Source organism: Phascolarctobacterium succinatutens YIT 12067 (assembly GCF_000188175.1).
Taxonomy (GTDB): domain Bacteria; phylum Bacillota; class Negativicutes; order Acidaminococcales; family Acidaminococcaceae; genus Phascolarctobacterium_A; species Phascolarctobacterium_A succinatutens.
This window is the reverse complement of record NZ_GL830938.1, coordinates 54843-76851: the sequence shown is the minus strand read 5'-3', so window position 1 is coordinate 76851 and position 22009 is coordinate 54843. Positions and strand designations below refer to the sequence as shown.

General features: G+C 45.1%; 21 protein-coding genes and 1 pseudogene. 10 read left to right on the top strand and 12 right to left on the bottom strand.

From position 1 onward, the window contains the following. Positions 1–110: 110 nt before the first annotated feature. Complete coding sequence (locus tag HMPREF9443_RS11245; RefSeq protein WP_009146492.1) at positions 111–239, top strand: YvrJ family protein; 129 nt, start codon at positions 111–113, stop codon at positions 237–239. Between the two features lie 667 nt (positions 240–906). Here HMPREF9443_RS11245 and HMPREF9443_RS10160 read toward each other — a convergent pair. The 7 genes from HMPREF9443_RS10160 to HMPREF9443_RS10130 all read right to left on the bottom strand — a co-directional run bounded on the left by HMPREF9443_RS10160 (position 907) and on the right by HMPREF9443_RS10130 (position 5713). Then, the gene (locus HMPREF9443_RS10160; RefSeq protein WP_002304425.1) at positions 907–1212 is read right to left on the bottom strand and encodes a hypothetical protein; all 306 of its coding nucleotides are present in this window, start codon (positions 1210–1212) and stop codon (positions 907–909) included. An 85-nt stretch (positions 1213–1297) separates the two neighbouring features. Next, complete coding sequence (locus HMPREF9443_RS10155) at positions 1298–2671, bottom strand: site-specific integrase (protein ID WP_002304423.1); 1374 nt, start codon at positions 2669–2671, stop codon at positions 1298–1300. Between the two features lie 4 nt (positions 2672–2675). Beyond that, a complete protein-coding gene (locus tag HMPREF9443_RS10150) occupies positions 2676–3299 on the bottom strand; it encodes a helix-turn-helix domain-containing protein (RefSeq protein WP_002304420.1) in 624 nt (207 codons plus the stop codon). Between the two features lie 117 nt (positions 3300–3416). After that, positions 3417–3653, bottom strand: a complete 237-nt coding sequence (locus HMPREF9443_RS10145) for a helix-turn-helix domain-containing protein (protein WP_002304418.1) — start codon at positions 3651–3653, stop codon at positions 3417–3419. 6 nt (positions 3654–3659) lie between these two features. Next, positions 3660–4067 carry a type II toxin-antitoxin system PemK/MazF family toxin gene (locus HMPREF9443_RS10140; RefSeq protein WP_002578938.1) on the bottom strand — a complete coding sequence of 136 codons (408 nt, stop codon included), beginning with the start codon at positions 4065–4067 and terminating at the stop codon, positions 3660–3662. A gap of 514 nt (positions 4068–4581) precedes the next feature. Next, complete coding sequence (locus HMPREF9443_RS10135; RefSeq protein ID WP_009146491.1) at positions 4582–4887, bottom strand: helix-turn-helix transcriptional regulator; 306 nt, start codon at positions 4885–4887, stop codon at positions 4582–4584. Positions 4888–5149: 262 nt separating this feature from the next. Next, positions 5150–5713, bottom strand: coding sequence for a hypothetical protein (locus tag HMPREF9443_RS10130; RefSeq protein ID WP_002304412.1), 564 nt, complete (start codon positions 5711–5713; stop codon positions 5150–5152). Positions 5714–5999: 286 nt separating this feature from the next. Between HMPREF9443_RS10130 and HMPREF9443_RS10125 the strand changes: the two genes are divergently transcribed. From HMPREF9443_RS10125 to HMPREF9443_RS10110, 4 genes are all read left to right on the top strand, one after another. After that, entirely contained in the window at positions 6000–6449 is a 450-nt protein-coding gene (locus tag HMPREF9443_RS10125) for a helix-turn-helix domain-containing protein (RefSeq protein WP_002304411.1), read from the top strand. A 51-nt stretch (positions 6450–6500) separates the two neighbouring features. Then, positions 6501–7055 carry an ImmA/IrrE family metallo-endopeptidase gene (locus HMPREF9443_RS10120; protein ID WP_002304410.1) on the top strand — a complete coding sequence of 185 codons (555 nt, stop codon included), beginning with the start codon at positions 6501–6503 and terminating at the stop codon, positions 7053–7055. A gap of 209 nt (positions 7056–7264) precedes the next feature. After that, the gene (locus tag HMPREF9443_RS10115) at positions 7265–7579 is read left to right on the top strand and encodes a hypothetical protein (protein ID WP_009146488.1); all 315 of its coding nucleotides are present in this window, start codon (positions 7265–7267) and stop codon (positions 7577–7579) included. After that, positions 7576–8436 carry an IS3 family transposase gene (locus HMPREF9443_RS10110; protein ID WP_009146487.1) on the top strand — a complete coding sequence of 287 codons (861 nt, stop codon included), beginning with the start codon at positions 7576–7578 and terminating at the stop codon, positions 8434–8436. Before HMPREF9443_RS10115 ends, HMPREF9443_RS10110 begins: the two co-directional genes overlap by 4 nt. A gap of 99 nt (positions 8437–8535) precedes the next feature. On the opposite strand, the gene HMPREF9443_RS10105 is transcribed toward HMPREF9443_RS10110, so the two are convergent. Next, the gene (locus HMPREF9443_RS10105; protein WP_002578940.1) at positions 8536–8913 is read right to left on the bottom strand and encodes a helix-turn-helix domain-containing protein; all 378 of its coding nucleotides are present in this window, start codon (positions 8911–8913) and stop codon (positions 8536–8538) included. A 382-nt stretch (positions 8914–9295) separates the two neighbouring features. Between HMPREF9443_RS10105 and HMPREF9443_RS10100 the strand changes: the two genes are divergently transcribed. From HMPREF9443_RS10100 to HMPREF9443_RS10085, 5 genes and pseudogenes are all read left to right on the top strand, one after another. Continuing rightward, positions 9296–10432, top strand: coding sequence for a tyrosine-type recombinase/integrase (locus HMPREF9443_RS10100; RefSeq protein WP_002304408.1), 1137 nt, complete (start codon positions 9296–9298; stop codon positions 10430–10432). Between the two features lie 100 nt (positions 10433–10532). After that, a complete protein-coding gene (locus HMPREF9443_RS10095) occupies positions 10533–10877 on the top strand; it encodes a helix-turn-helix domain-containing protein (protein ID WP_230197180.1) in 345 nt (114 codons plus the stop codon). A 4-nt stretch (positions 10878–10881) separates the two neighbouring features. Next, positions 10882–11649: a 23S rRNA (adenine(2058)-N(6))-methyltransferase Erm(B) gene (gene erm(B) / locus HMPREF9443_RS10090; RefSeq protein ID WP_255420040.1), complete on the top strand. Its 768-nt coding sequence runs from the start codon at positions 10882–10884 to the stop codon at positions 11647–11649. Beyond that, positions 11650–11781 (top strand): annotated as a pseudogene (locus tag HMPREF9443_RS11240) (antitoxin); the annotation flags it as partial. Beyond that, positions 11755–12399, top strand: a complete 645-nt coding sequence (locus tag HMPREF9443_RS10085) for a M48 family metalloprotease (RefSeq protein ID WP_412032754.1) — start codon at positions 11755–11757, stop codon at positions 12397–12399. The pseudogene HMPREF9443_RS11240 and the gene HMPREF9443_RS10085, both read left to right, overlap by 27 nt. 278 nt (positions 12400–12677) lie before the next feature. Here the strand turns inward: HMPREF9443_RS10085 and HMPREF9443_RS10080 are convergent, their stop codons facing one another. From HMPREF9443_RS10080 to HMPREF9443_RS10065, 4 genes are all read right to left on the bottom strand, one after another. After that, on the bottom strand, positions 12678–14090 hold the full coding sequence (locus HMPREF9443_RS10080) for a relaxase/mobilization nuclease domain-containing protein (RefSeq protein ID WP_002578945.1): 1413 nt from the start codon (positions 14088–14090) through the stop codon (positions 12678–12680). A gap of 62 nt (positions 14091–14152) precedes the next feature. After that, on the bottom strand, positions 14153–14437 hold the full coding sequence (locus HMPREF9443_RS10075; RefSeq protein WP_002578946.1) for a hypothetical protein: 285 nt from the start codon (positions 14435–14437) through the stop codon (positions 14153–14155). Between the two features lie 116 nt (positions 14438–14553). Then, a complete protein-coding gene (locus HMPREF9443_RS10070; protein WP_002578947.1) occupies positions 14554–14886 on the bottom strand; it encodes a plasmid mobilization protein in 333 nt (110 codons plus the stop codon). Beyond that, entirely contained in the window at positions 14886–21929 is a 7044-nt protein-coding gene (locus HMPREF9443_RS10065; protein WP_227612560.1) for an LPD11 domain-containing protein, read from the bottom strand. The genes HMPREF9443_RS10070 and HMPREF9443_RS10065 overlap by 1 nt, the downstream gene beginning before the upstream one ends. Positions 21930–22009 lie beyond the last annotated feature (80 nt).

Below are 22009 nucleotides of genomic sequence, written 5' to 3'. Positions count from 1 at the left end.
GAGCACTATTTCCCTGAATCTGATATGGATTCGCTTTACTGCTTCCTGCTCATGAATTTTATCACAGGTGAAGTAATAGATGTACTTCCTACACGCAGAAAGCATTCCCCATGCTCGTCAGCTCGTATCTTCTGGTCCGTATGGAAGGCAGAATTGAAAAGCTGAGTGCCAATATCGATACCTTAACCCGCGTTCTGCAGGAAAGACTTGCGATGCAATTTCCATATGCACAGCAGTAAATAGTATATACAAGCAAAAATATACTAAAGACTAATCATATGGCACAGGGGCTGTCGTACACAACAAGTACGGCAGCCTCTTATTCATTGAAAAACTAAAACCGCCCCCAAACCTAGTCTGGGAGCGGTTCTTTTTGTGGTAATCCCGGCCACGCGTACCCGCAAGGGTGAAATCGAACTGGCGACTTTTCCTCTCGGGTAAGCATGTACGGCAATCTTATTCATTTGGTGATCCCGGCCAGAATCGAACTGGCGACCTACCGCTTAGGAGTAGACCCGATACGACATCGGGAAGTGGCATCTAATGCTTAAAAATGCTTGGAAATACAAGGTTTTTCAGCATTTCAAATCCCATCTGATACTACGCTGTGATAGCTAATTCAGAGGGATTTTACACCGTCCGATTGGCTCGAAATTAGCAAGTCTTTCGATTTTTGGTGGACGTTGCAAGTGCAAGTAAATGTCACTATGTAACTTCTCGTGATGCGAAATGATAGGAAATCCTATTCATTCTCGTGTGAGGGTGCGGGTGTCCTTAGACACAGATTTCAGTCTGTTTTATATATCATTTCAAAATGAATTTTTCAACCAGAATTATTAAGAATTTCAAAGGTTTTTCAGACTCAATGATTCTATGTAATTTAGACCCGCCGAAGCAGGTCTTTTTTTATTTCAGCATAATCTCTCTATCCTCAGCGCCGAGCATATAAGCACCCTTGGCAAAAGCATCCCTTGCAAGAAGCTCTGCTACATCAACCCTATCGAACAGCATCCATATTTCTTTCTCTTTCGGAGTCAGTTCATGGCTATGGTCAAACAAATGCTCAAGTCCCAATCCTTCAAGCAATGCCGACTTTGCTGCTTTGTATTCCTCAGCTCTGCCAACATATTCGTCGTTCCTTTCCTTGGAAAATGCCTCGATATTGTCAGCTCTCAGATGCTCGTAATACTCGTCCATAAAGATTCTATCCATACTCGTTGACCTCCATAACAAAAAAATAAGGGCAGACCCTTTTACAGCTATTGTAGCTATGTAAAAGGATCTGCCCTTGCAGTTACTATAATGTTTTTGCCAGCGACTTCAGGAGTGCTGCCATTTCCGGATTTTGCAGAAGCTTCAGAAGAAGTTCTTTATCATCAGCGGAGCTTTCCGTTGCGGCTGGTTGAACCGGCTCAGGCGTTGCCTGTCTGCCTGAGTAGAACGCAGCTTCCATTCTTTCAGCGTTCAGTCTGCGGTCATCGTCGATGATATGGGAGTAAACATCCGCTACCATCTTGACCTGTGCATGACCGGAATCGCCTTGAACGGATTTCATATCGCCGCCGTTCAGCTTCAGCTTGTAAGTGATACTGGAATGTCGGAGACTATGGAAAACCACTTTCGGCAGTCCCTTCTCCTCAATCAGCTTATTGAAAGCACGGTTGATAACCTGCCCCTCAATCGGCTTGCCATTGGAAGAACAGAAAACCAGATTGAAGTCTACGAACTCGTCACCGAAAAGGTCTTTCAGTTCTTCGATGTCAGCCTTTCGCTGTACCAACATTTCCGCTACGGTTTTCGGTAAGAACACCTTGCGGACACTTGTTTTGGTCTTAGGAGTTTTGAGAACCAATGCGGTATGCGTACTGGCGAAGGTCGGTGGGAACTTGAACATGATGTCCTTACCGTCCAGATCTGCCATCGCTTCACGATTTACTCTCTGCAACTCCTTTTCAACGAAGATGCTTGCCTGACCAAGTTCAATACTGGTGGGGGAAATGTCAATACAGTCCCAGGTAAGCCCCAGAAGCTCGCCCATTCGCAGGGAACAGGAGAAGGCAAGGTTAATAGCCAGACGAAGAATATCATCGTCACAGGCTTCCAGAGCCTTCTGGAGCACTTCTGCTGTCCAGATATCCCTGGTCTTGTGTTCTTCTTTCGGCAGCGTAGCGTGCTCCACAGGGTTTCTGGTCATCAATTCCCACTTGACCGCTTGATTGAAAGCATTTCGCAATGTCTTGTGAACCTCTCGGACAGTATGCGGAGTCAGATATTCTGTACGGGCTTTTACATACTTAGAAGAAACCGCTTTGACAGAAAGCAAATCTCGGTAATACTTGTCCATGATTCTCGGCGTGACATCCTCCAGCTTCATATCACCGATGAGGGGACGAATATAGTTTGCAATCAGGCTCTTTCTGCTTTCATAGGTAGACATCGCCCAGGTGTTCACACCATAGATTGACATATACTCATCCAAAAGATCATTGACGGTTTTAGCAGAAGGGGGAATAAAGGTTCCGGACTCCTGCTCATATTCAACCTGCAACTTCCTTTTCTTTGCTTCGGCATTCGTTTCAAAGGTTTCCCACTTCTGACGCTTGTTGCCGTTCTCATCGGTGTATGTATAAACCACAGAATACTTCTTTTTTCTCTTAACGATAGATGCCATGTAATCAGCTCCTTTCCTGTCTATCTTCCGCTAACTGGTAGCGGGTCTGATTGTGATACCATTTTTCAAAGCTCTCTTTGGTAGCTCGCTTATACCTGCCAACCTTGATAAGCTCAAAATCTTCATTGGCAACGATATAGTAAATGGTCTGACGATGTACCCCAAGCATTCTTGCCATTTCCGGCAGACCGTAGGTGGATGCCATAATATCTGCATCCAGTTCCTGATCCTCTACCGTGCGGTAATCGGTTTGAGAAGCATACCATCTTTCAAAGCTCTCCTTTGTCACTCTGCGCTTGCCCAGGACATCGACCACATCAAAATGCCCTTTGGCAACCAGTTCGTAAGCAGTCGCTTCTTTCAGCCCAAGGCGCTGTCCAAGCTCCTCCATTGAATATGTAGTTTTCTTCAATTCCTCGCCGGGAGGGGTTCCATCGACCTTCTGGTATTTGAACTGATTGGCATACCATTCTTCAAAGCTGTCGATCATCACCCTCATGGTGTTGCCGACAAGAATGGTTTTGAAGTAATTCTTCTTAATGAGCCAGTATGACTCCGTTTTACCAAGACCGAGCATCCTGCCCATTTCCAGAACAGACATACTCGTGCGTTTTCTCATTTCCGCCATCGTACAACCTCCTATGTAAAAAATGTAGCCATGTGTTTCTTGTCATGGCTACATTTTATCGAACTCTCAATATGTTTTGAAGTTTGTCGCCGGGTTGTACGACGCCCTTGACAAATCTTACATTTGATGATCCAACCACTCATCAAAACTCTTTTTGGAGATTCTGATACTGCCACCGATGCGGACGCTATGGAAAACTTTCTTTTTCACAAGGTTGTATGCGCTGGTTCTGCTGATGCCCAGAATATCCTGAATCTCATCAACCGTATAGGTTCTCTTATCAAACTGAACTGCGTTAGCAGCCATCGCTTCTTCGGTGCGCTGATTCATGGCAGCGATTCTTTCTTCAAACATTTATGTTCACTCCTTCGCTCTCTTTGCTTTATGTTTTGGGGAACGCTTTTTCAGCTGTTCCATTGCCAGGCTGACAGATAAGGCTTTCTCAATCGCTACCATTTCACGGGGCGTTACCTTACCTAAGTAATTATCAATCCTGCTTTTATCAATGGTACGAATCTGTTCCAGCTGAACAACGGACGCTTCTTTGAATGCAGGATTGTCGTAAATAACAAAGTGCGTCGGCATATTCGCTTTCTTATGGATTCTGGTGGTGACCGTTGCCACAATCAATGTGGGAGCGTGTTTATTACCGGTATCGTTCTGAATGACGATAACCGGACGGATGCCGCCTTGTTCCGACCCAACTACCGGGTCCAGCTTGGCGCAATAAATATCACCACGGCAATATACCCAATTTTCTTTCATCATGTGCCATGACCTCCTTTCGTTGGCTATGTAATAACTGACTGCCAGAAAGGAATCAGGCAGTCAGTCCAAAAGTCTATGTGTCCCATATTTGCCACGCACCCCTGGGAAAGAGGGCTTACGCCCTCAGGGAATCACCGAACGACTGATTGCGAATCAGTTCCATAGGAATCTAACCTCTGCCGGGTTCTCCGCCAGCTCCGTAGAGAAGTATCTTTAATCCTGTTGCTTTCATGGCCGTATTGGGAGCAACCCAATATTTACAAGCCAGTATTGATCGCTGGCATCGGGAGAGAGACAAGCGCTTAATTTATAGAAGAAAGTCGTTCTGTTTCTCTATCCGATACGTCTCGGCGTACCGCTGATGTGGCTGATGCTCTCGCACCGGCAACAGGAACGTATTCGATGACTGTGTATTCAGTTTTCAAGGATCAAGCAGCCGATTTTCTTTGGCTGTATCTAAATTGTACCTGTTCCTCATGCAAGTTTTTATTGCCTCGTAGGTATAGTTTTGAGGTTATTCACGACCTAAAAATATGTAATCAAGGGTTGTCTCAAAGCGCACAACCAGTTCGATTGCCAAATCAATAGAGATACCTCTGTTGCCGGTTTCAATTCGTGCAATGGTGTTTGCGGCAACACCTAACTGCTCCGCAAGCTGTTCCTGTGTAAGCCCATGTTCCTTTCTCAAGGCTTTAATTCTTTTTCCGCTTTCAACCAAGTCGTAATACATTTTCGTTCCTCCGTGTTTTTGAATTTGTGAAGTTGCATAATCAAAAACAGCGGGAGGAGATCGTGCCCGATTCTCAATACCCTTTGCCATCTGCCTGTCCTCCTTGCAGGCATAAAAAAAGAGCCGGAGTAAATTACTCCAAGCTCTCGTTCATGCCTTTGTGTTAATTATGGGGGAAAATAGGCAGGTATAAAAAAAGCCCCGTACCCATTACAGGCACGAGGCGTAACTCTCTCTATTCAATTTTATGCCGCTATCTCCCAGCATAGCCATTTTAACACTGGACAAGTCGGACTTTCAGTAGGGGAACCGTCGTATTTTCATCGGATTTTAGTCGGACTAAAATCCTGTCTTAGCATTCACAATAACACAATGCTTCTTCCTCCCGGGCACTTTCCAGGAAATCTTTCAATTTAGGAATGGCTGTTCCCCAAAGTGACAGACCAAATAACAGTATCGCTTCTTTCTTTCGGTCATAGTAGGTGCTGCGTTCCATATTCAAAACCTCCAGCATTTCTGATTCCCTGTACTTGAAGCGGTTGAGATATGCCTTTGAGATAATCTCACAGTACAGAGCGCCTTTATCTGGATATTCTCTGATTTTCAACATAGCCATATCTACCAGTTCAATGATCCACTTTGTCTCAAATAAGCTGCGAATGCGTTCTTCAAATCGTTCTCTCGCTTCATCCGGAGCAAAGTTCTCCAGATAAATCAATGCACCATCTAAGCTGTCACCGTAAGTACAAATAAGGGTATCACATACATCATTCGCACGATCAATGGTAGACCAGCACACCTCTCGATATATGGATAAAATCAGCTTTGCTCTTTCATACAGAACCTTCTCGTCAATGTTCTGCATCCGGCAAAGCATTCGAATACTGCTTAATACCTGTGTATTATATCTGCTCATTCAGAATCTCCTTTCAGCCTAATCCATAAAATAAGAATTCCTTTCTAACTCCTGTCACTTGGCTAAAGGGAAACAAATACCATGGGACAAGAATGACTATAACTTCCGATATTTGATTAAAATAACAGAAGTGAAATCGGAAGTTCTTGACTTTATAAAAGTTCCGATATATAATTAAGTGGAATTAAAACTTCTGTTATGATTCTTATTATAGCATTTTCCAGAAGTTTGTCAACAAATAATCGGAAGTTACGAATAAATATTTTTTGAAAGGAAGGATACTACCATGACATTTGGAGAAAAAATTAAAGAAGCTCGTTTGGCTATGAACCTATCTCAAACGGAGCTTGCCCAGATGACCGGCATTTCCGAAAGATCCCTTTACACCTATGAGCAGCTCGGAACACTCCCCAGAAAAAGCAACATCAGAAAACTTGCTGAAGCACTGCATATCTCTGTGTCCTATCTTTTGGACGAATCTGAAACGGATAGCCAGAGCCATATAGATCAGGATATGTTTATTTTAGAGGCAAAGGAAAACTTCGGTTCAAAAGGAGCAAAAGAAGCTCAGGAAGTGTTGGGTCGTGTAAATTCTCTGTTTGCCGGTGGAGAATTGGACGAGGACGCAAAAGATGTATTCTTCCAGGCGATTATGTCAGTTTATATGGACTCTAAGAAAACAGCACGGGAAAAGTACACTCCGAAGAAATACAGAAAGCATAAAGATAAAGAGTAAAATCCTCAAGCACAGAATATGTTTTCTGTGTGCGATTCGGAGGTGAAGCAAATGAAAACGGCAGAGCATATCATTGAAACTGTCGATAAGCTTGTGCGAAAATATCACACCAGAGACCCTTACGAGCTATGTCAGCTGTTAGGTATCAAAATCCACTATTACGATTTACAGAAGAAATTGAAGGGCTTCTTCTATTACCAGTCCAGACAAAAGAATATCGTGATAGATCACAATGTGAACGGTATCCTGGAGCGTATATTAGTCGCACATGAATTAGGACACGCTGTCCTGCATACAAAAATCGCTATGATGCACGGCTTTCAAGAAATGGAAGTTTTTGATGATAGATCAATCGAAGAAAATGAAGCAAACTTCTTTGCGGCGGAGCTTCTGTTAGAAGATGGGAAAGTCCTGGAATGCCTTTCGGAACACACATTTTTTGAAACGGCTAAAATGCTCTATGTACCGGCAGCATTATTAGACTACAAATTCAGCCTGCTCCACGAAAAAGGAGAGCTGGTAAATTCGATGTATATTCGTAAAGCAGATTTCCTGAAAGAAGATCTTCATGCCTACGATAACGACATTGGTTATGGCGATATATGAATATCTATTTTTATATCTTTACAGAAAAAGTCCACCAGTACGATGCGTAGTGCATCATGACTGGTGGACTTTTTGCTTCTTAAAGAATCAGTATATTGTGCTGCAAAAAAGAACCCCATAGCAGTTTGAACCGAACCAGTAAAAACGGACAATAGACAAAGAACCCCCTGATGTAGGAAAATGGAAGTACTACATCAGGGGGTATTACTATGGGTAAAGGAAATTACACGCATGTGCAGAAGTTGTTGCCTGAAATCAAAGCTATGCTTGCATCCGGAAAAACACAGAGAGAAGTGGCGGAGTACTTTGGGTTTCGGGATAAGTATGTCGTAAAAAGACTTGTGAAACGGGAGAGAGCTAAACAACGGAAGCTGGAAGCAGGAATAGAGATAAGGCTCAAGGGACGGCCGAGAAACGCTTGTGAGCCCAGAAATATCATTGCAGAACAAACTTACGAAATCCGGCGTCTGCGAATGGAGAATGAATTGCTGCGGGATTTTCTGCGATCCACAGAAAGGAAGTGAGAGCAAAAGTAAAATACGCAGTAATCTACCGCCACCGGGAGGAATATCCTGTGCTTGCTATGTGCCGATTCTTTGCAGTGTCCAGAAGCGGCTATTACGGCTATGTCAAACGAATGAACCAACCGGAAAAGGATGCAGCTCTTGCCGAAACGATCCGGAAGCAGCAGACAAAATGCTTTCACACCTACGGTTACCGACGGATGTGGCAGTGGCTGAAAGGCAGCAAAGGGATTTACCACAACCCCAAGACAATTTTGCGTGTCATGAAAAAATATGGCCTGCTGGCAGAGATTCGCCGTCGCAGAAGGTGGCAGCGAATGGGCGAGCAGCTGCACAAATATGAAAATCTGCTCAACCGGGATTTTCATGCCGAAACACCAAACTGCAAATGGGTAACGGATATTTCCTATATTCATACCGGACAGGGCGTATTGTACTTATCCATGATCCGGGATCTGTATGACAACAGCATTGTGGCCTACAAGACAGGAACGGAGCAAAGCGTAAATCTGGTTCTGGATACTATTCATCTGGCAATACGCAGAGAAAAGAAGAAGGTCGCTGCAGAGTTGCAGCTCCACAGCGACCAGGGGTTCCAGTACACCTCGCAAGCATACTTTAACCTGACAAAATCTTATGGCATTACGCCTTCGATGTCAAGACGTGGAAACCCGTATGACAATGCAATGGCAGAAAATTTCTTTTCCATTCTCAAAACAGAGTGCATCTACCGCCACAAACCGGCTACCTTTTCTGAAGCCAAAGAGATGATTGACCGTTACATCCACTTTTACAACCATGAGCGCATCCAGAGCAAAACAGGAGTGGCGCCGCTGACGCTGCGCCACTCCTACTAAAACTGAATATTCCTGCTCAGGGGCTCTTTTTGTGCTGTCTGTACAATCTGGGGCGGTTCAGTTCACTCTGTACCGTCAATGGGCTTCTTTTTCATTATATCAATCAAGCTCCGCTTTTTTTATCATCTCTTGCTGGTCAATCAAGACATCAATCAACTTTCCTACGGTTATCAATGTTGTTACATTACACTTTTTCAGTTTTGCAGCAATCTCATTATCAATGATGCTGTCGCATTTTGCATATGGGGTATCCAGTAAAAAATAGTCAAAGTTCTTTTCCAAGACGAATGCCAGTTTTAGAAGCATTGCCAAAGAAACTTTCGTCTGTCCAACTTCAACATGGCTCATATGATTGTTCGAGCAACCAACCAACGCACCCAAATCAGCCTGACTATAACCCTTTTCCAGTCGGGCAGCTCTAATGCGCTGACCAATCTTAACGTAATCAATTTCCGGTTGCGTTTCAATCACCTCCATGCTGTGTATGATTCTGCTATACATTATAAAATGTACCAAAAATCTCAACAACCAACATCGGGTGCAAGTTGCATTTATAAATGCAATATGATAAAATTTTATAGGCAGATTGCATTAAATGATAGAATGAAAAGAACCCCAAGACGACAATATGAGCTATCTTGAGGTTCTTTAAAATAAAAAATTCGTAGAGTACATTACTCCACGAATCGCATTCTTCTCTGTTTTTTTTAGTTTATATCTTTATTTTACAAATTGTCGCACTGTTTGTCAATATGTTAGGGACATAAAACACGAGGTTTTGCACAAAAATCCATCTTAGAAAGTTCCAAAGTCACAATTTGCCGTCAGAATTATAGTCATATTGAAGGAGGTGTACCTTATGGCACGAAAAGGAGAAAATATTTACAAAAGGAAAGACGGCAGATGGGAAGGAAGATACATTAAGTCCCGATCTTCTACAGGCAAAGCCAATTACGGTTATGTTTATGCAAAGTCATATCGAGAAGTCAAGGCAAAACTTATCAGTCAAAGTTCGTGCACGAGTAATTCTGTCACTGTCGATCCAGAAATTAGCTCAGATCAATTTGAACAGGTTGCTATGGAATGGTTTCAAGCTATATGTCCTAAAGTGAAGGAATCTACAAGCAACAAATATAGGAATCTTCTCAGCTCGTATATACTTCCTGTGTTCGGAAGCAAACAATTGCGTGATATAACACACGAGTTTATTGAAACGCAGTGTAATTTTTTCCTTGTTTCTGGTGGATTAAAGGAGAATGGACTTTCCTCTAAAACTGTTTCAGATATTTTATCTCTAATTCGAAATGTCTTACAATTTGCCACCCGAAACGGGAAAGCCATTTCTTGTGACGCACGATCTATACAGATAAAACGTCAAACGAAGGAAATGAGAGTTTTGAGTCGTGCTGAACAGGAAAAATTATGCCAATACTTGTATTCTAATCTTGATTCCTGCAATATTGGTATATTAGTATGTTTATTCACTGGTCTCAGAGTAGGTGAAATTTGTGCGTTACGATGGGAAGATGTTTCATTCTCAGATTACACAATCCACGTGCATCAAACGCTCCAGAGAATCCAAGATAGAACCAACAGTGAATACAAGACAAGGATTGTTGTTACCACACCAAAAAGTGCTTGCTCCATCCGTACTATTCCAGTACCCCATGGCTTAATGACTATTCTTACAGCACACAAAGCTTCTTCTACTGGCTACATCCTAACCAATAGCGATCAGAATCCATTAGAACCAAGAACCATGCAAAATCATTTTAAGAAGGTATTGAAAAACAGCGGAATCACCTCCGCAAATTATCACTCGTTACGTCATACATTTGCTACAAGGTGCATAGAGCTTGGATTCGATGTAAAAAGTCTCAGCGAAATATTGGGTCATGCCAGCGTGAATATTACAATGAATCGCTATGTACACCCATCCATGGATTTAAAAAGAGAAAATATGCAACGGCTTTCTGATTTATTAGCCGTCAAATAAATTGTCAACACCGTCAAATAATGCTGAGTTTTCAGTGTTTGGCGGTGTTTTTTCGTGGAGTAATGTACTCTACGAAAGAGTATACCCAGGAGGAGATTTATTGATTCAATTTGTAGGGCGAGATGCTTATAAGCAGTTTTGGAATTTTAGTAAAGATGAGAAAGAGAACTTGGCCACTCAATTGGCGATTGAGTTACCCGCACTCAGAGGAAAAGTTGGTGTATCACAAGAAGAAATTGCTTCGGCTGTTGGTATTTCACGACAAACTTATAGTGCCTACGAAAATCGGACACGCCCAATTCCATGGAGTTTATATCTAGCACTATTGTTTTATTTTGATTACATTCCAAGTACACATTATATGATTCGCCAGCTTGAATTATTCCCAAATGAATTAGACGAATGTTGGTTAGCTGGTAGAGTTTTTATTGAGGAAGAAAAATGAGCGAATATTCACAGCAAATAAAAAGGGGTATTACATGAACAAAAATATAAAATATTCTCAAAACTTTTTAACGAGTGAAAAAGTACTCAACCAAATAATAAAACAATTGAATTTAAAAGAAACCGATACCGTTTACGAAATTGGAACAGGTAAAGGGCATTTAACGACGAAACTGGCTAAAATAAGTAAACAGGTAACGTCTATTGAATTAGACAGTCATCTATTCAACTTATCGTCAGAAAAATTAAAACTGAATACTCGTGTCACTTTAATTCACCAAGATATTCTACAGTTTCAATTCCCTAACAAACAGAGGTATAAAATTGTTGGGAGTATTCCTTACCATTTAAGCACACAAATTATTAAAAAAGTGGTTTTTGAAAGCCATGCGTCTGACATCTATCTGATTGTTGAAGAAGGATTCTACAAGCGTACCTTGGATATTCACCGAACACTAGGGTTGCTCTTGCACACTCAAGTCTCGATTCAGCAATTGCTTAAGCTGCCAGCGGAATGCTTTCATCCTAAACCAAAAGTAAACAGTGTCTTAATAAAACTTACCCGCCATACCACAGATGTTCCAGATAAATATTGGAAGCTATATACGTACTTTGTTTCAAAATGGGTCAATCGAGAATATCGTCAACTGTTTACTAAAAATCAGTTTCATCAAGCAATGAAACACGCCAAAGTAAACAATTTAAGTACCGTTACTTATGAGCAAGTATTGTCTATTTTTAATAGTTATCTATTATTTAACGGGAGGAAATAATTAAACTATGTTTTGAACCATGAATTAAATAAAAATGACTCTCAATTATTGGAAGTCAATTTATTAAACCAATTAAAGCTTGCAAAACGTGTAAATCTTTTTGATATAAAACTTCGAGTTGTCCCGCTGGTTCAATATGTTTTAGATAAAGCAAAAGAGAACACATCATACTGTCCTAAAAAAGTGAAAGTGAAGATTATCCATGATCCTGCTCCAAATGCATTTGCTCTAGGTAGGCAAACACTATGCATAACTGACGGATTGCTTTTACTCTCCGATGATATGATACTTGGAATTCTCGCCCATGAGATCGGACATCTCTCATACGGACATACTGTTATCCAATTATTGATTGGCGGGGGCAATATATTTATATCCGGGTGCCTCCTGTTAATCAAAATATCCTACTGGATTTTTTCTGCAATCATGGGGCTGTTCGCAATATGCTCTCGTAGTGGTGTAATGGGTATAATTACCGCAGTTTTCGCAGGAATATCAACAGCACTTTCTTGGTTATGGGTAAAGTTCTGTATGCTTTTTCTGATGTGGTCTATGAGACAAAATGAGTATCTGGCTGATGAATTTGCTTATAAAATTGGTTTTGGTCTTGAATTAGCGACGGTATTAGACCAACATATCTCAGATGTTCCGCATGATGGTTTTCTCAGTGCAATATACTCAACTCATCCATGCAACGATGATAGGGTTGCAGCATTGCAAAATTTAGGTGTACCCTATTCTCGATACTAAATTCATAATCTCACAAATTGGCAAGCAGTGTAAACCTGTACAGGTTCACTCATTTTCTCGATTTTCCCTTCGGTGCAATCTTCGCAAATTTGCTTGTTGGGGAAGCATCCCCAATCCCCTTTGAACATCATCTGCCGATGATGGCTACACGATTTTCAATCGTTTCTCAAAGAACAGTAGAATAAAAATTTGCCCATGGTTGAAAGCACCGAAATCGAAAAGCAAAAAAGCAGCCACGATCCGCACCCTTTGGGGAGTGCAGACCGTGGCTTTTTGCTTTAACGGAAGTTCTTCTTTTCCTCTTTCTCTTTCTCTTTTTCCTGCTCTTTCTGCCTGTCGATATTCAAAATCGTTTCAACCGTCCGTTTGGCAATCAGCAGTTCTTCTTTCTCTTTTCTGATCTGACGGTACTCAGCGTAGTCCTGCTTTTTCTGGACTGCCAGCTGATGAAACTCCTCATACAATGATTGCATGGACGGGAGCTTTGTAATCTGCAATTCATCAAAGGCTTGCTTCGCCGCTTTATGAATTGTGATTTCCTGACGGTGTTCTTCAAAGAATTTTTTGCTATATCCAGACTTGCGGTACTCGATATAAATTTGCCTTGTGTTGCGATAATTTTTGATGTGCTGCTGCAACGCCTGAACCTCAACCATACGTTTCTCTGCGACCTTGATAGAATCAGAAAGCGCATCGAACCGGGCAGACAGATTTTCAATATGAGCAGTCAGATCGTCGTAGTTGCCCAAGCCTTTTTCTTTCAGTAGGATTACCGTTCGGGCAGCTTCTTTTCGGTTGAACTTCTTCGCCCACTTTTCATAACCGACCGTCTTGCCCTCGGCCATCTTTGCCTGAATATCAATCAGCATCTGGAACTGCTTCGGGGCAGGAGCCTTGGCAGAGCCGCCTTTTGATTTGTGCAGGTTCTTGCCGGAGATAACCGCTTGAATTTCCTCTTTGCTATATCCTTCGCCCAGGGAACGCAGCCGAATGAAACGCTTCTGATTCTCGCCCTTGAACGCAGGCTGCTTTCCATCCTTGAACTCAAATCCCATGTCAGCCAGAGCCTGAACAAAGCCATCAAAGCTCTTTGGTTTCTGCTTCAGCACCGCATCAATCGCATCACATAATTCGTCACGCTGGGTACGCTTCTTGGGATAAACAGTTCTTTTCTGGCGCTCCCGATACGGCTTCGGTGTAATAATGGACAGCCCGTGTTCCAGGCAAACCATATCACTGAGTCTTTGCACCGCCAGACCGGAAAGAAAGAAGTTTTTGAATTTCCGTGTGGCATCCAGCGAGGTCGAATTATAAATGATATGATTGTGAATGTGGGATTTGTCGATGTGGGTCGCAACGATGAAAGCGTGTTTTCCCTTTGTCCATCGCATCGCTGTTTCATAGCCGACTTGGTTCGCTTCTTCCGGGGTGATTTCTCCCGGCTTAAAGGACTGGCGTATCTGGTATGCGATGATATTGTTCTTCTGCTGTCTGCCGGTAATATGCTGATACTGCCGTTTGGAAAGCAGAAATTCCTCATCTGCTGTCTTTGGATCACACTCATAGGAACTGATAAATTCGCCATCATTGGTTTTTGCGGCATTTTGTGAGTAGTCGGTTCTGTCTGCCAAACATTGAGCGACCGTCTTTCCCTTATTCACATGGAGTGCAATCAATCTTGTCGCTGCCATTCCCATCACTTCCTTCCCAAAAAGAAAAAGCCACCGGTCGGTGACTTTTCTCTGATATTATCTTATGACCTGATAAATGCTCCCAGACTTTCTCCAATATTCTCGACTTTCATAACAGCCCAGACGAGCAAGAACACCGCTGCTATTGTCGCAATTCCAAGAACCACAAGAATAAGCAGGGACTGCCACAAAGCCTTTACAATGCAGTAAATCGCAGATCCGCCAATGACCAAGAGCAATAAACCAATTACATAGGACACAACATTTGTAAGCAGATTTCCAAGAATGCAAATCACTTTTACAACGAACAGCACCGGCAGTGCCAATATCTTCAATACCAGCTTCATAGGCTCAACCCCTTTCTTTTAATTATATTGTACAAGGGTATCTGCCATAACGCAATGATGTCAACCCTTATGTAAAAGCCGCAGCCGAAACTGCGACTTCCCAACAAGTTGTCGGATTACTGGATTGAGGACAGGCGAACAAGAACTTCTCTCATGTCCGTCCAGATCTCCTCCAGCCGTTTTTGCAAATCCTCAATGTCAGCACGATAGATGCTGCCTGTTTCGTTCGCTCGCTTTGCGTACTGGTTCAGGTTGTTGGAGCAGATTCGCAGGAGCGAAACCAGGGCTTTCACATCCTGCAAATCCAGTCTGATACAGTAACCATCCAGAGCCATTTTCCGCAGATAGGCTCCCATGCTGCGGATGCCAAGCTCGTCCATCTTCTCATGGATTCGCTCGACCTCCTCCTTGGATGCAAGGAAATGAACATCCTGATCTCGCTTTGCCATTACAACACCTCCTCACGGGTTTCAGAGTATTTTGCAGGCGGGATATGCTCCGCTTTGGATTTCAGATCAGCCAACACAGAAGGACGCTCTGACTCGCTTCTTTCGTCACGATTTTCCACAGAGTCCTCCATATTCAGGGCTGCATCCAGTTCTGCCAGTCGCTGACTTTTGGCTGTCAGCTCTGCTTCCTGCGGGAACGGTTTTCCAACCTCCGCCTTGGCTGCTTCCTGCTGATTGTAGAGATTATTCAACTGCTCATTGGCTCGTTCTAAGCGCTCAAGGATGCCTGCAAGGGCATTGTCCAGTCGGGTGATATTTCCTCGTGCGTCCGTTCCAAGGGCTACTCTGTGGCTCACAGCGCCCTTCAGGGTCACATCGAACTCGTTCCGGAAACTGTCAAACGAAAGCTCCATCTGAAAGCCACGGTAACTGCCAAGAGGAACCGGATCGGCACTTTTCGTGTCCTTACAAGCCGCAAGGAGGATTTCACCGGCATCTGCCTTTTCGGTGTAGGCTTTGCCCATGATTTCCATGCCGCAAAAGCCATCGGCAATCTGCGGGTGTGCTTCCACGGTTTTAATATCAGCTTCAAAGCCATGAATATAGCCTGTCTGCTTTTCAATCTCAGCCGGGAAGTATTTCAGAAGCTTATCTTCCATACGGTACTGCTGGCTCTGGTGGTCAGCTTTCAGCACCTTCAGCCTTGCCACATCAATGTCCAAGTCCATCTTTTCCTTGATAAGCGGATTGCCGGCACACAGCGCCTTGATCTCCGCATAGGACAGCGCCTGCTCATCCACATCGTCACAGGAGCGAACCGGTGATTTGGAGGTCATAATCTGAGAAATAAACTTCTGCTTGTTTTCCAAGGTCTGATACAGGTAGGCATCGAAGGTTCCCTCGGTCACATACTGATACACCTGAACCTCTTTGTTCCGGTTGCCCTGACGGATGATACGACCGTTTCTCTGGGTCATATCAGACGGACGCCAACCCACATCCAAGTGGTGAACTGCCACCAATTTGTCCTGGACGTTGGTTCCTGCACCCATCTTTTGCGTACTGCCAAGAAGCACTCGCACCTGCCCGGTACGAACCTTGGCAAAGAGGTCTTTTTTCTTTGCCTCGGTATCTGCATCATGGATAAAGGCAACTTCTTCCGCAGGCACACCGTTTGCAATCAGCTTGGTTTTGACATCATCATAGACATTGAAGGTTCCATCATTTTTCGGTGTGCTAAGGTCGCAGAACACCAACTGGGTCAATTTGTCAGCCTGACCGTCCTGCCAGATACGCAGGATATTTCCCACGCAGGCATTGAGCTTGCTGTCAGGGTCATCGGGTAACAGGGTGTTCATTAGCCGCTGATCCAGTCCCAATTTTCGTCCGTCGCTGGTAATCTTGAGCATATTATCGACGGACGGGTCTACAATACCGGCATGAACATCTGCTGCTCTCTCTGAAAGGGAAGCCACCATATCCTTCTGGTACTCAGAGGGCTGAACCACAACCGTTTCAAACTTTGCTTCGGGAACAGGGAGATGCAACTGGTCAGAGGTCTTGATGTCGGCAACCTCCTTGAACATATTCATCAGTTCAGGCAGGTTGAAGAACTTCGCAAATCGGGTTCTGGCACGATAGCCGGTTCCCTCCGGTGCAAGCTCAATCGCAGTTGTTGTTTCTCCGAAGGTCGATGCCCAGGAATCAAAATGGGTCAGGTTCTTTTGCTGGAGCGTACTGTACTGGAGATAGCGCATGACCGTATAAAGCTCGGTCATCGAGTTACTTACTGGAGTACCGGTTGCAAAGATCACACCACGCCCGCCGGTCAGCTCATCCATATAGCGGCACTTCATAAACATATCCGAAGATTTCTGGGCTTCGGAGGTGGACAGACCTGCCACATTTCGCATTTTTGTGTAGAGGAACAAATTCTTGAACGCATGGCTTTCGTCCACAAACAGCCGGTCTACACCCAACTGCTCAAAGGTAATGACATCATCTTTCTTGTCAGCGGCAAGGAGCTTGTCCAGTCTGGCTTCCAATGATTTTCGTGTTTTCTCCATCTGCTTGATCGTGAAGTTTTCGCCACGCTGCCATTTCAGCTCCGCAATCGCACCCTCGATCTCATCAATCTGCTCCCGCAGCTGCCGTTCCTGTCGTTCGGCAGAAAGCGGGATTTTTTCAAACTGGCTGTGACCGATGATGACTGCATCATAGTCACCCGTTGCGATACGAGCGCAGAACTTCTTACGGTTTGCTGTTTCAAAATCCTTCTTGGTGGCAACAAGGAGCTTGGCACTCGGATAGAGGTGCAGGAACTCGTTTGCCCACTGTAAGGTCAAGTGATTCGGCACAACGAACAGGGATTTCTGGCTCAATCCAAGCCGTTTACTCTCCATAGCCGATGCAGCCATCTCGAAGGTCTTGCCCGCACCAACTTCGTGTGCAAGCAGCGTATTTCCACCATATAGCACATGAGCGATAGCATTTCTCTGGTGTTCACGGAGGGTAATATCCGGGTTCATGCCGCCGAAACGGATATGAGAGCCATCATACTCACGAGGTCTGGTGGAGTTAAAAAGTTCGTTGTACTTGGTGGAAAGGGTTTCTCGTCTGTGCGGATCTCTCCAAATCCAATCTCGGAACGCATCCTTGATTGCCTGCTGTTTCTGCTGTGCCAGGGTAGTTTCTTTTTTATTGAGGACACGCTTCTGCTTACCATCTGCATCTTCAATCGTATCATAGATACGAATATCCTTCAGATTCAGCGTTTCCTCCAGAATCCGATATGCGTTGGCTCGCTCTGTACCGTAGGTGACATACGCCGCCACATCGTTGTAGTTGGGAGAACTCTTACCGTTGATGCGCCACTCTGCGGTCAGCTCGGAGAACTTGACCTCAATGGAACGGCGCAAGTAATACGGCGTTTCAAAGGTTTCCTCCATGAACTGCTGAATATAATCGGCATCAATCCATGTTGCACCCAAACGCACATCAATCTCGGACGCATCCAAGTCCTTCGGCTGTGCTTTCTGCAAGGCTTCCACATTGATGTGGAAGGAAGAATCCCTGTCTGCCGCCATCTGTGCGACACGCAGCTTGCTTCTTACATCACCGGAAAGGTAATCATCGGCAGTCTGCCATCCAACTTCCACAGCATCGGGAGCCATCGGGTCTTTGAAGATCACCCCTCGAAGCTCTGCCTGAATCGCATCGTATTCTCCAGGTGTTCCAAGCAGCTGTGCCATAAACGGCAAATCCACCTTGCCACGCTCACCGATAGAGATTGCCAGAGCTTCGGACGGCGTATCCACGCTCGTCACTCTGCGTTCCGGCTTGATGGTTCGCTTGGTGAACATATCCGCCTTGCTTTTCAGATTGCCGTCCTCATCCACATTTTCCAGAGAACACAGGAGATAGTAGGAGGAATCGTCAGCAAATGCCTGACCATTGGCTCGATTATTGATAAGCCCGTTCTTTGCGGCAAACGCATCGTAGGCATCATTCAGTTCTGCCTGTTTCTGAGTAATCATTTCATCCGGGTAATCCTCAAGCTGATATTCGATCAGCTCGTTGACGATACCACGAAGTTCCACCATGCCCATCACACGGTCTTTTGCTTTCTCATTCAGGTCTACACGGCGCATCAGGGAGTTTTCACGGAAGTACACATTGCCATCCACCACGGTATAAGAGAAATTCTTTACATCCGGGGTTGCAGGAATGGTTTCGATTTCCTTACCCTTGTCAGCTTCGGGAAGCTCCACAGCCTGATAGGTTCCTTGGATGTGGGAAACTGCTTCTTTCAGAAGTTCGGACAGTTCCATGCCCTCAATGGGACGCACTGTAATGTCCATGCCGTAGGCGGTACTTTCTTCCACCGTATCGCCCAGAACCATTTCAGGATGAGCGACAAAGTAGCTGTTCATGGTGTGTCCTTCTTCGGTGCGGTCAAGGTTTACCCATTCCGGTACAATGTCAATCGGATGGTCACGCTTTTGCAGGAACAGGATGTCGGACACGACTTCCGTGCCTGCGTTTTTCTTAAAGGCATCGTTTGGCAGACGGATTGCACCAAGCAGTTCCGCCCTCTGCGCCATATATCGCCTTGCGTCAGAGTTCTTGGAATCCATGGTGTAACGGCTTGTCACAAAAGCGACCACACCACCGGGACGAACCTGATCCAAAGCCTTGGCAAAGAAATAGTTGTGAATGGAGAATCCCAGCTTGTCATACGGCTTGTCGGACACTTTGTAGTTGCCGAAAGGGACATTACCCACAGCCAGATCGTAAAAGTCTCGGCGGTCTGTCGTTTCAAAACCGGCTACTTTGATTTCTGCGTTGGGATAGAGCTTCTGAGCAATTCTGCCGGTGATGGAATCCAGTTCCACACCATACAAACGGCTGCTCTGCATTTCAGGAGGGAGCATACCAAAGAAGTTGCCGATACCCATAGCAGGCTCCAGAATATTTCCTGTTTCAAAGCCCATCTGTCCGACCGCATCGTAGATGGAGCGAATGACCGTAGGGCTGGTGTAATGTGCGTTCAGGGTGGAAGCTCTTGCCGCAGCATATTCATCTTCGGAAAGCAGGTTTTTCAGTGTCTGATACTCCTTCGCCCAATTTCCCTTGTCCGGGTCAAAGGCATCTGCCAGACCGCCCCAACCGACATAATTCGACAAAATCTCCTGTTCTTCGGTAGTGGCGTTCCTGTTCTCGCTTTCCAGTTTGAACAGAGTTTCAATGGCTGCGATGTTTCTTGCGAATTTCTGCTTCGGTCCACCTTCACCGATGTTGTCATCCGTGATGTGGAAGTTCACCGCAGGAACAGGTGGGATTTCTCTGGTGGTGATGGACTGCTCAAGCTGAGCGATAATGTCCATGACTTCGGCATTCTGCCATCCGTCCACCTGGGCATAATCCTGAATGATGGTGTCCTTTCCATCTACGCACTGTACGAAGTCCAGACTACCCGGCAGATCTCTGGTATTCATTGCACCCAGGGCTTTTCTCTGCGTGTCAGGAAGTGCATAGTAGGCTCGCAGGGCATCATCAAAGGAACTGTATTCCTTGATGTCCAGCGCACCCCGCTTCTGAATGTCCTCGGCAACATAAAAATGATCGATGAAGTGTTCCGGTTCCTGCTGTTCGGGTTCCGCACTGGCTCTGACCTGTGCGTGTGCCTTTTCGTCAGGGTAGTCCCCATAGATACGGATGCACTTATGCTCCTGCTGATCGTAAACGGCAGCACCATCGTACTTGAATCCGTCATCCTCCATGGTTCCGTCCACATAGCCCTGGGCAGCTTTTTCCGCTTCTTCCAGAGTGTAGTAGTCCAGTTTATCATCGAAGCCGTTTTCAAAGTGATGGTAGGCGGCAACCAGATAGCGGGGAGCCATGCGCTCCTCGTAGCTGTTAATCATCTCAGGTGTCAGCCATTCTGGTTTGTCGGGAATCATTTCATACAGCTCACGCATCTTGGCAATCTGTGCATGGCGGTTGCCTGCCCACAGATGCTTTTCGCTGTGCTGTCCTGCACCAAGGAAGTATTCGCAGTCCATACGCAGACGGTCTAACAGCTGATACTCAGGGGTGTAGTCCCTCGGTTCGGTTTTGCCCAGAAAATCCTCTGTAACGGGCTTTTCTTCGGTTTGGGCATCAACCCTTACCGCATGGTTTCTTTCGTCCTGAGAGAGCATACGCTCGAAATTCTCACGATTCTCGGCACGGAAGATGGGATAAGCAAGCGTAGGGTCACGCAGCTGAACTTCTCTGTCCGTGATCTGCTCCACACGGAAAGCTGTATCGTCCAGATATACCGTGTCACCGACCTGATAATTCCATTTCGGTTCCTCGGAAGCAGATGCTTCCACAACTTCGGCAGGCTCTGCCACAGGCGCTTCTGGCTGAACCGACTCCATCGCAGCTACGGACTGACGAACTTCCTCCAAATAGTCATTGGCAAGCCATTCGTCCGTGAAGTATTCCGTAACGCCTTCCGGGTCTACATAGTAGTCATCGGTCTGATTATCCCAGATCGCATACTCGCCATCCTCGGTATCAATCACTGCGAAACGGTCATAAACATCTTCCAACGGATCAGTTTTAGCTTCTTCGATAGCCTGTCGTTCCGCTTCTTCCTCCGGGCTGAGGTAGCGTCCCTTTCGTATCAGACCGTCGATTCTCTGCACCACCTGCGCCCAGGACATCTGCAATTTATCGCAACCGCTCTTGGTGTAAGCAACACCCTTGGCATCGTGATCCTGACCGCTGTGCGTTGCACCAGAGCAGGCATGGGAATGACCACCGGTTCCGTATTCATGCTTCAGGAAGTCCATCTTTTCCTTGGCAGAATGATTCTCCTGCCAGTAGTTATAAATACGGGCTTTACCACCGGAAAAGCCGCTTCCACGGGTCAAGTCTGCATTGACTTCATCATCCGTAATGAACTGGCGGACAAGGGGCATCTGCATCATATCGGTCTGATACTCACGCAAAGGCATATTCAACTCATACAGCTGTTTCTGAATGAGATTCAGCTTGTGATAGTGAAAACGAAGCAGATCGGGATTTTCCGCAAGGGTTTTTCTAAATTCCGAATACTGCTGTACCAAGGTTGCGTGGAAACGAGGGTCATCCAACTTTTCAGCCAAGTCTGCGGTTTCGTCAGGGAAACCACGAAACGGTTCCTGATGAAGAATTGCCAGATAGTTGCTGGAACGGGCTTCTTCACTCAAATCGTGATAAAGATGCCACAGGGATTCTGCCAACTTCTGACGCTCATATCCGGATGCTTCTACCAGTTCCACATTAGTTGCGAACCGACCATTTTCAAGCAGTTCTCCAATGCGCTCGGCAACCGTTTCCCAAGAAACGATCTGCGCTCTGGGGCTGTCAATGGCAGAGGAACCTTTGGCAAGGTGGATACCGTCCTCGGCATACCACGCACAGATATTCCCGCTATCTTCTTTCAGACCATAGCCGCCGTGATAGACCTGCTTTAAGGTCTGAACGATTTCTTCCAACGGCTTCTGCTTCATATATTCCAGCGCTACGACTTTTCGGGCTTCATCGGTATTGCTACCAAGCAGAAGGAAGTGGTCGATTTCTTCCTGGGCAA

What these genes read in the sequence shown, in the direction of transcription:
- HMPREF9443_RS10145 (WP_002304418.1), bottom strand. Translation starts at nt 3,653, where the DNA reads ATGTTTGAAGAAAGAATCGCTGCCATGAATCAGCGCACCGAAGAAGCG.
- HMPREF9443_RS10070 (WP_002578947.1), bottom strand. Translation starts at nt 14,886, where the DNA reads ATGGCAAAGCGAGATCAGGATGTTCATTTCCTTGCATCCAAGGAGGAG.
- HMPREF9443_RS10140 (WP_002578938.1), bottom strand. Translation starts at nt 4,067, where the DNA reads ATGATGAAAGAAAATTGGGTATATTGCCGTGGTGATATTTATTGCGCC.
- HMPREF9443_RS10155 (WP_002304423.1), bottom strand. Translation starts at nt 2,671, where the DNA reads ATGGCATCTATCGTTAAGAGAAAAAAGAAGTATTCTGTGGTTTATACA.
- HMPREF9443_RS10115 (WP_009146488.1), top strand. Translation starts at nt 7,265, where the DNA reads ATGGGTAAAGGAAATTACACGCATGTGCAGAAGTTGTTGCCTGAAATC.
- HMPREF9443_RS10065 (WP_227612560.1), bottom strand. Translation starts at nt 21,929, where the DNA reads ATGAAGCAGAAGCCGTTGGAAGAAATCGTTCAGACCTTAAAGCAGGTC.
- HMPREF9443_RS10135 (WP_009146491.1), bottom strand. Translation starts at nt 4,887, where the DNA reads ATGGCAAAGGGTATTGAGAATCGGGCACGATCTCCTCCCGCTGTTTTT.
- HMPREF9443_RS10080 (WP_002578945.1), bottom strand. Translation starts at nt 14,090, where the DNA reads ATGGCAGCGACAAGATTGATTGCACTCCATGTGAATAAGGGAAAGACG.
- HMPREF9443_RS10105 (WP_002578940.1), bottom strand. Translation starts at nt 8,913, where the DNA reads ATGGAGGTGATTGAAACGCAACCGGAAATTGATTACGTTAAGATTGGT.
- HMPREF9443_RS11245 (WP_009146492.1), top strand. Translation starts at nt 111, where the DNA reads ATGCTCGTCAGCTCGTATCTTCTGGTCCGTATGGAAGGCAGAATTGAA.
- HMPREF9443_RS10130 (WP_002304412.1), bottom strand. Translation starts at nt 5,713, where the DNA reads ATGAGCAGATATAATACACAGGTATTAAGCAGTATTCGAATGCTTTGC.
- HMPREF9443_RS10160 (WP_002304425.1), bottom strand. Translation starts at nt 1,212, where the DNA reads ATGGATAGAATCTTTATGGACGAGTATTACGAGCATCTGAGAGCTGAC.
- HMPREF9443_RS10075 (WP_002578946.1), bottom strand. Translation starts at nt 14,437, where the DNA reads ATGAAGCTGGTATTGAAGATATTGGCACTGCCGGTGCTGTTCGTTGTA.
- HMPREF9443_RS10125 (WP_002304411.1), top strand. Translation starts at nt 6,000, where the DNA reads ATGACATTTGGAGAAAAAATTAAAGAAGCTCGTTTGGCTATGAACCTA.
- HMPREF9443_RS10150 (WP_002304420.1), bottom strand. Translation starts at nt 3,299, where the DNA reads ATGGCGGAAATGAGAAAACGCACGAGTATGTCTGTTCTGGAAATGGGC.
- HMPREF9443_RS10100 (WP_002304408.1), top strand. Translation starts at nt 9,296, where the DNA reads ATGGCACGAAAAGGAGAAAATATTTACAAAAGGAAAGACGGCAGATGG.
- HMPREF9443_RS10120 (WP_002304410.1), top strand. Translation starts at nt 6,501, where the DNA reads ATGAAAACGGCAGAGCATATCATTGAAACTGTCGATAAGCTTGTGCGA.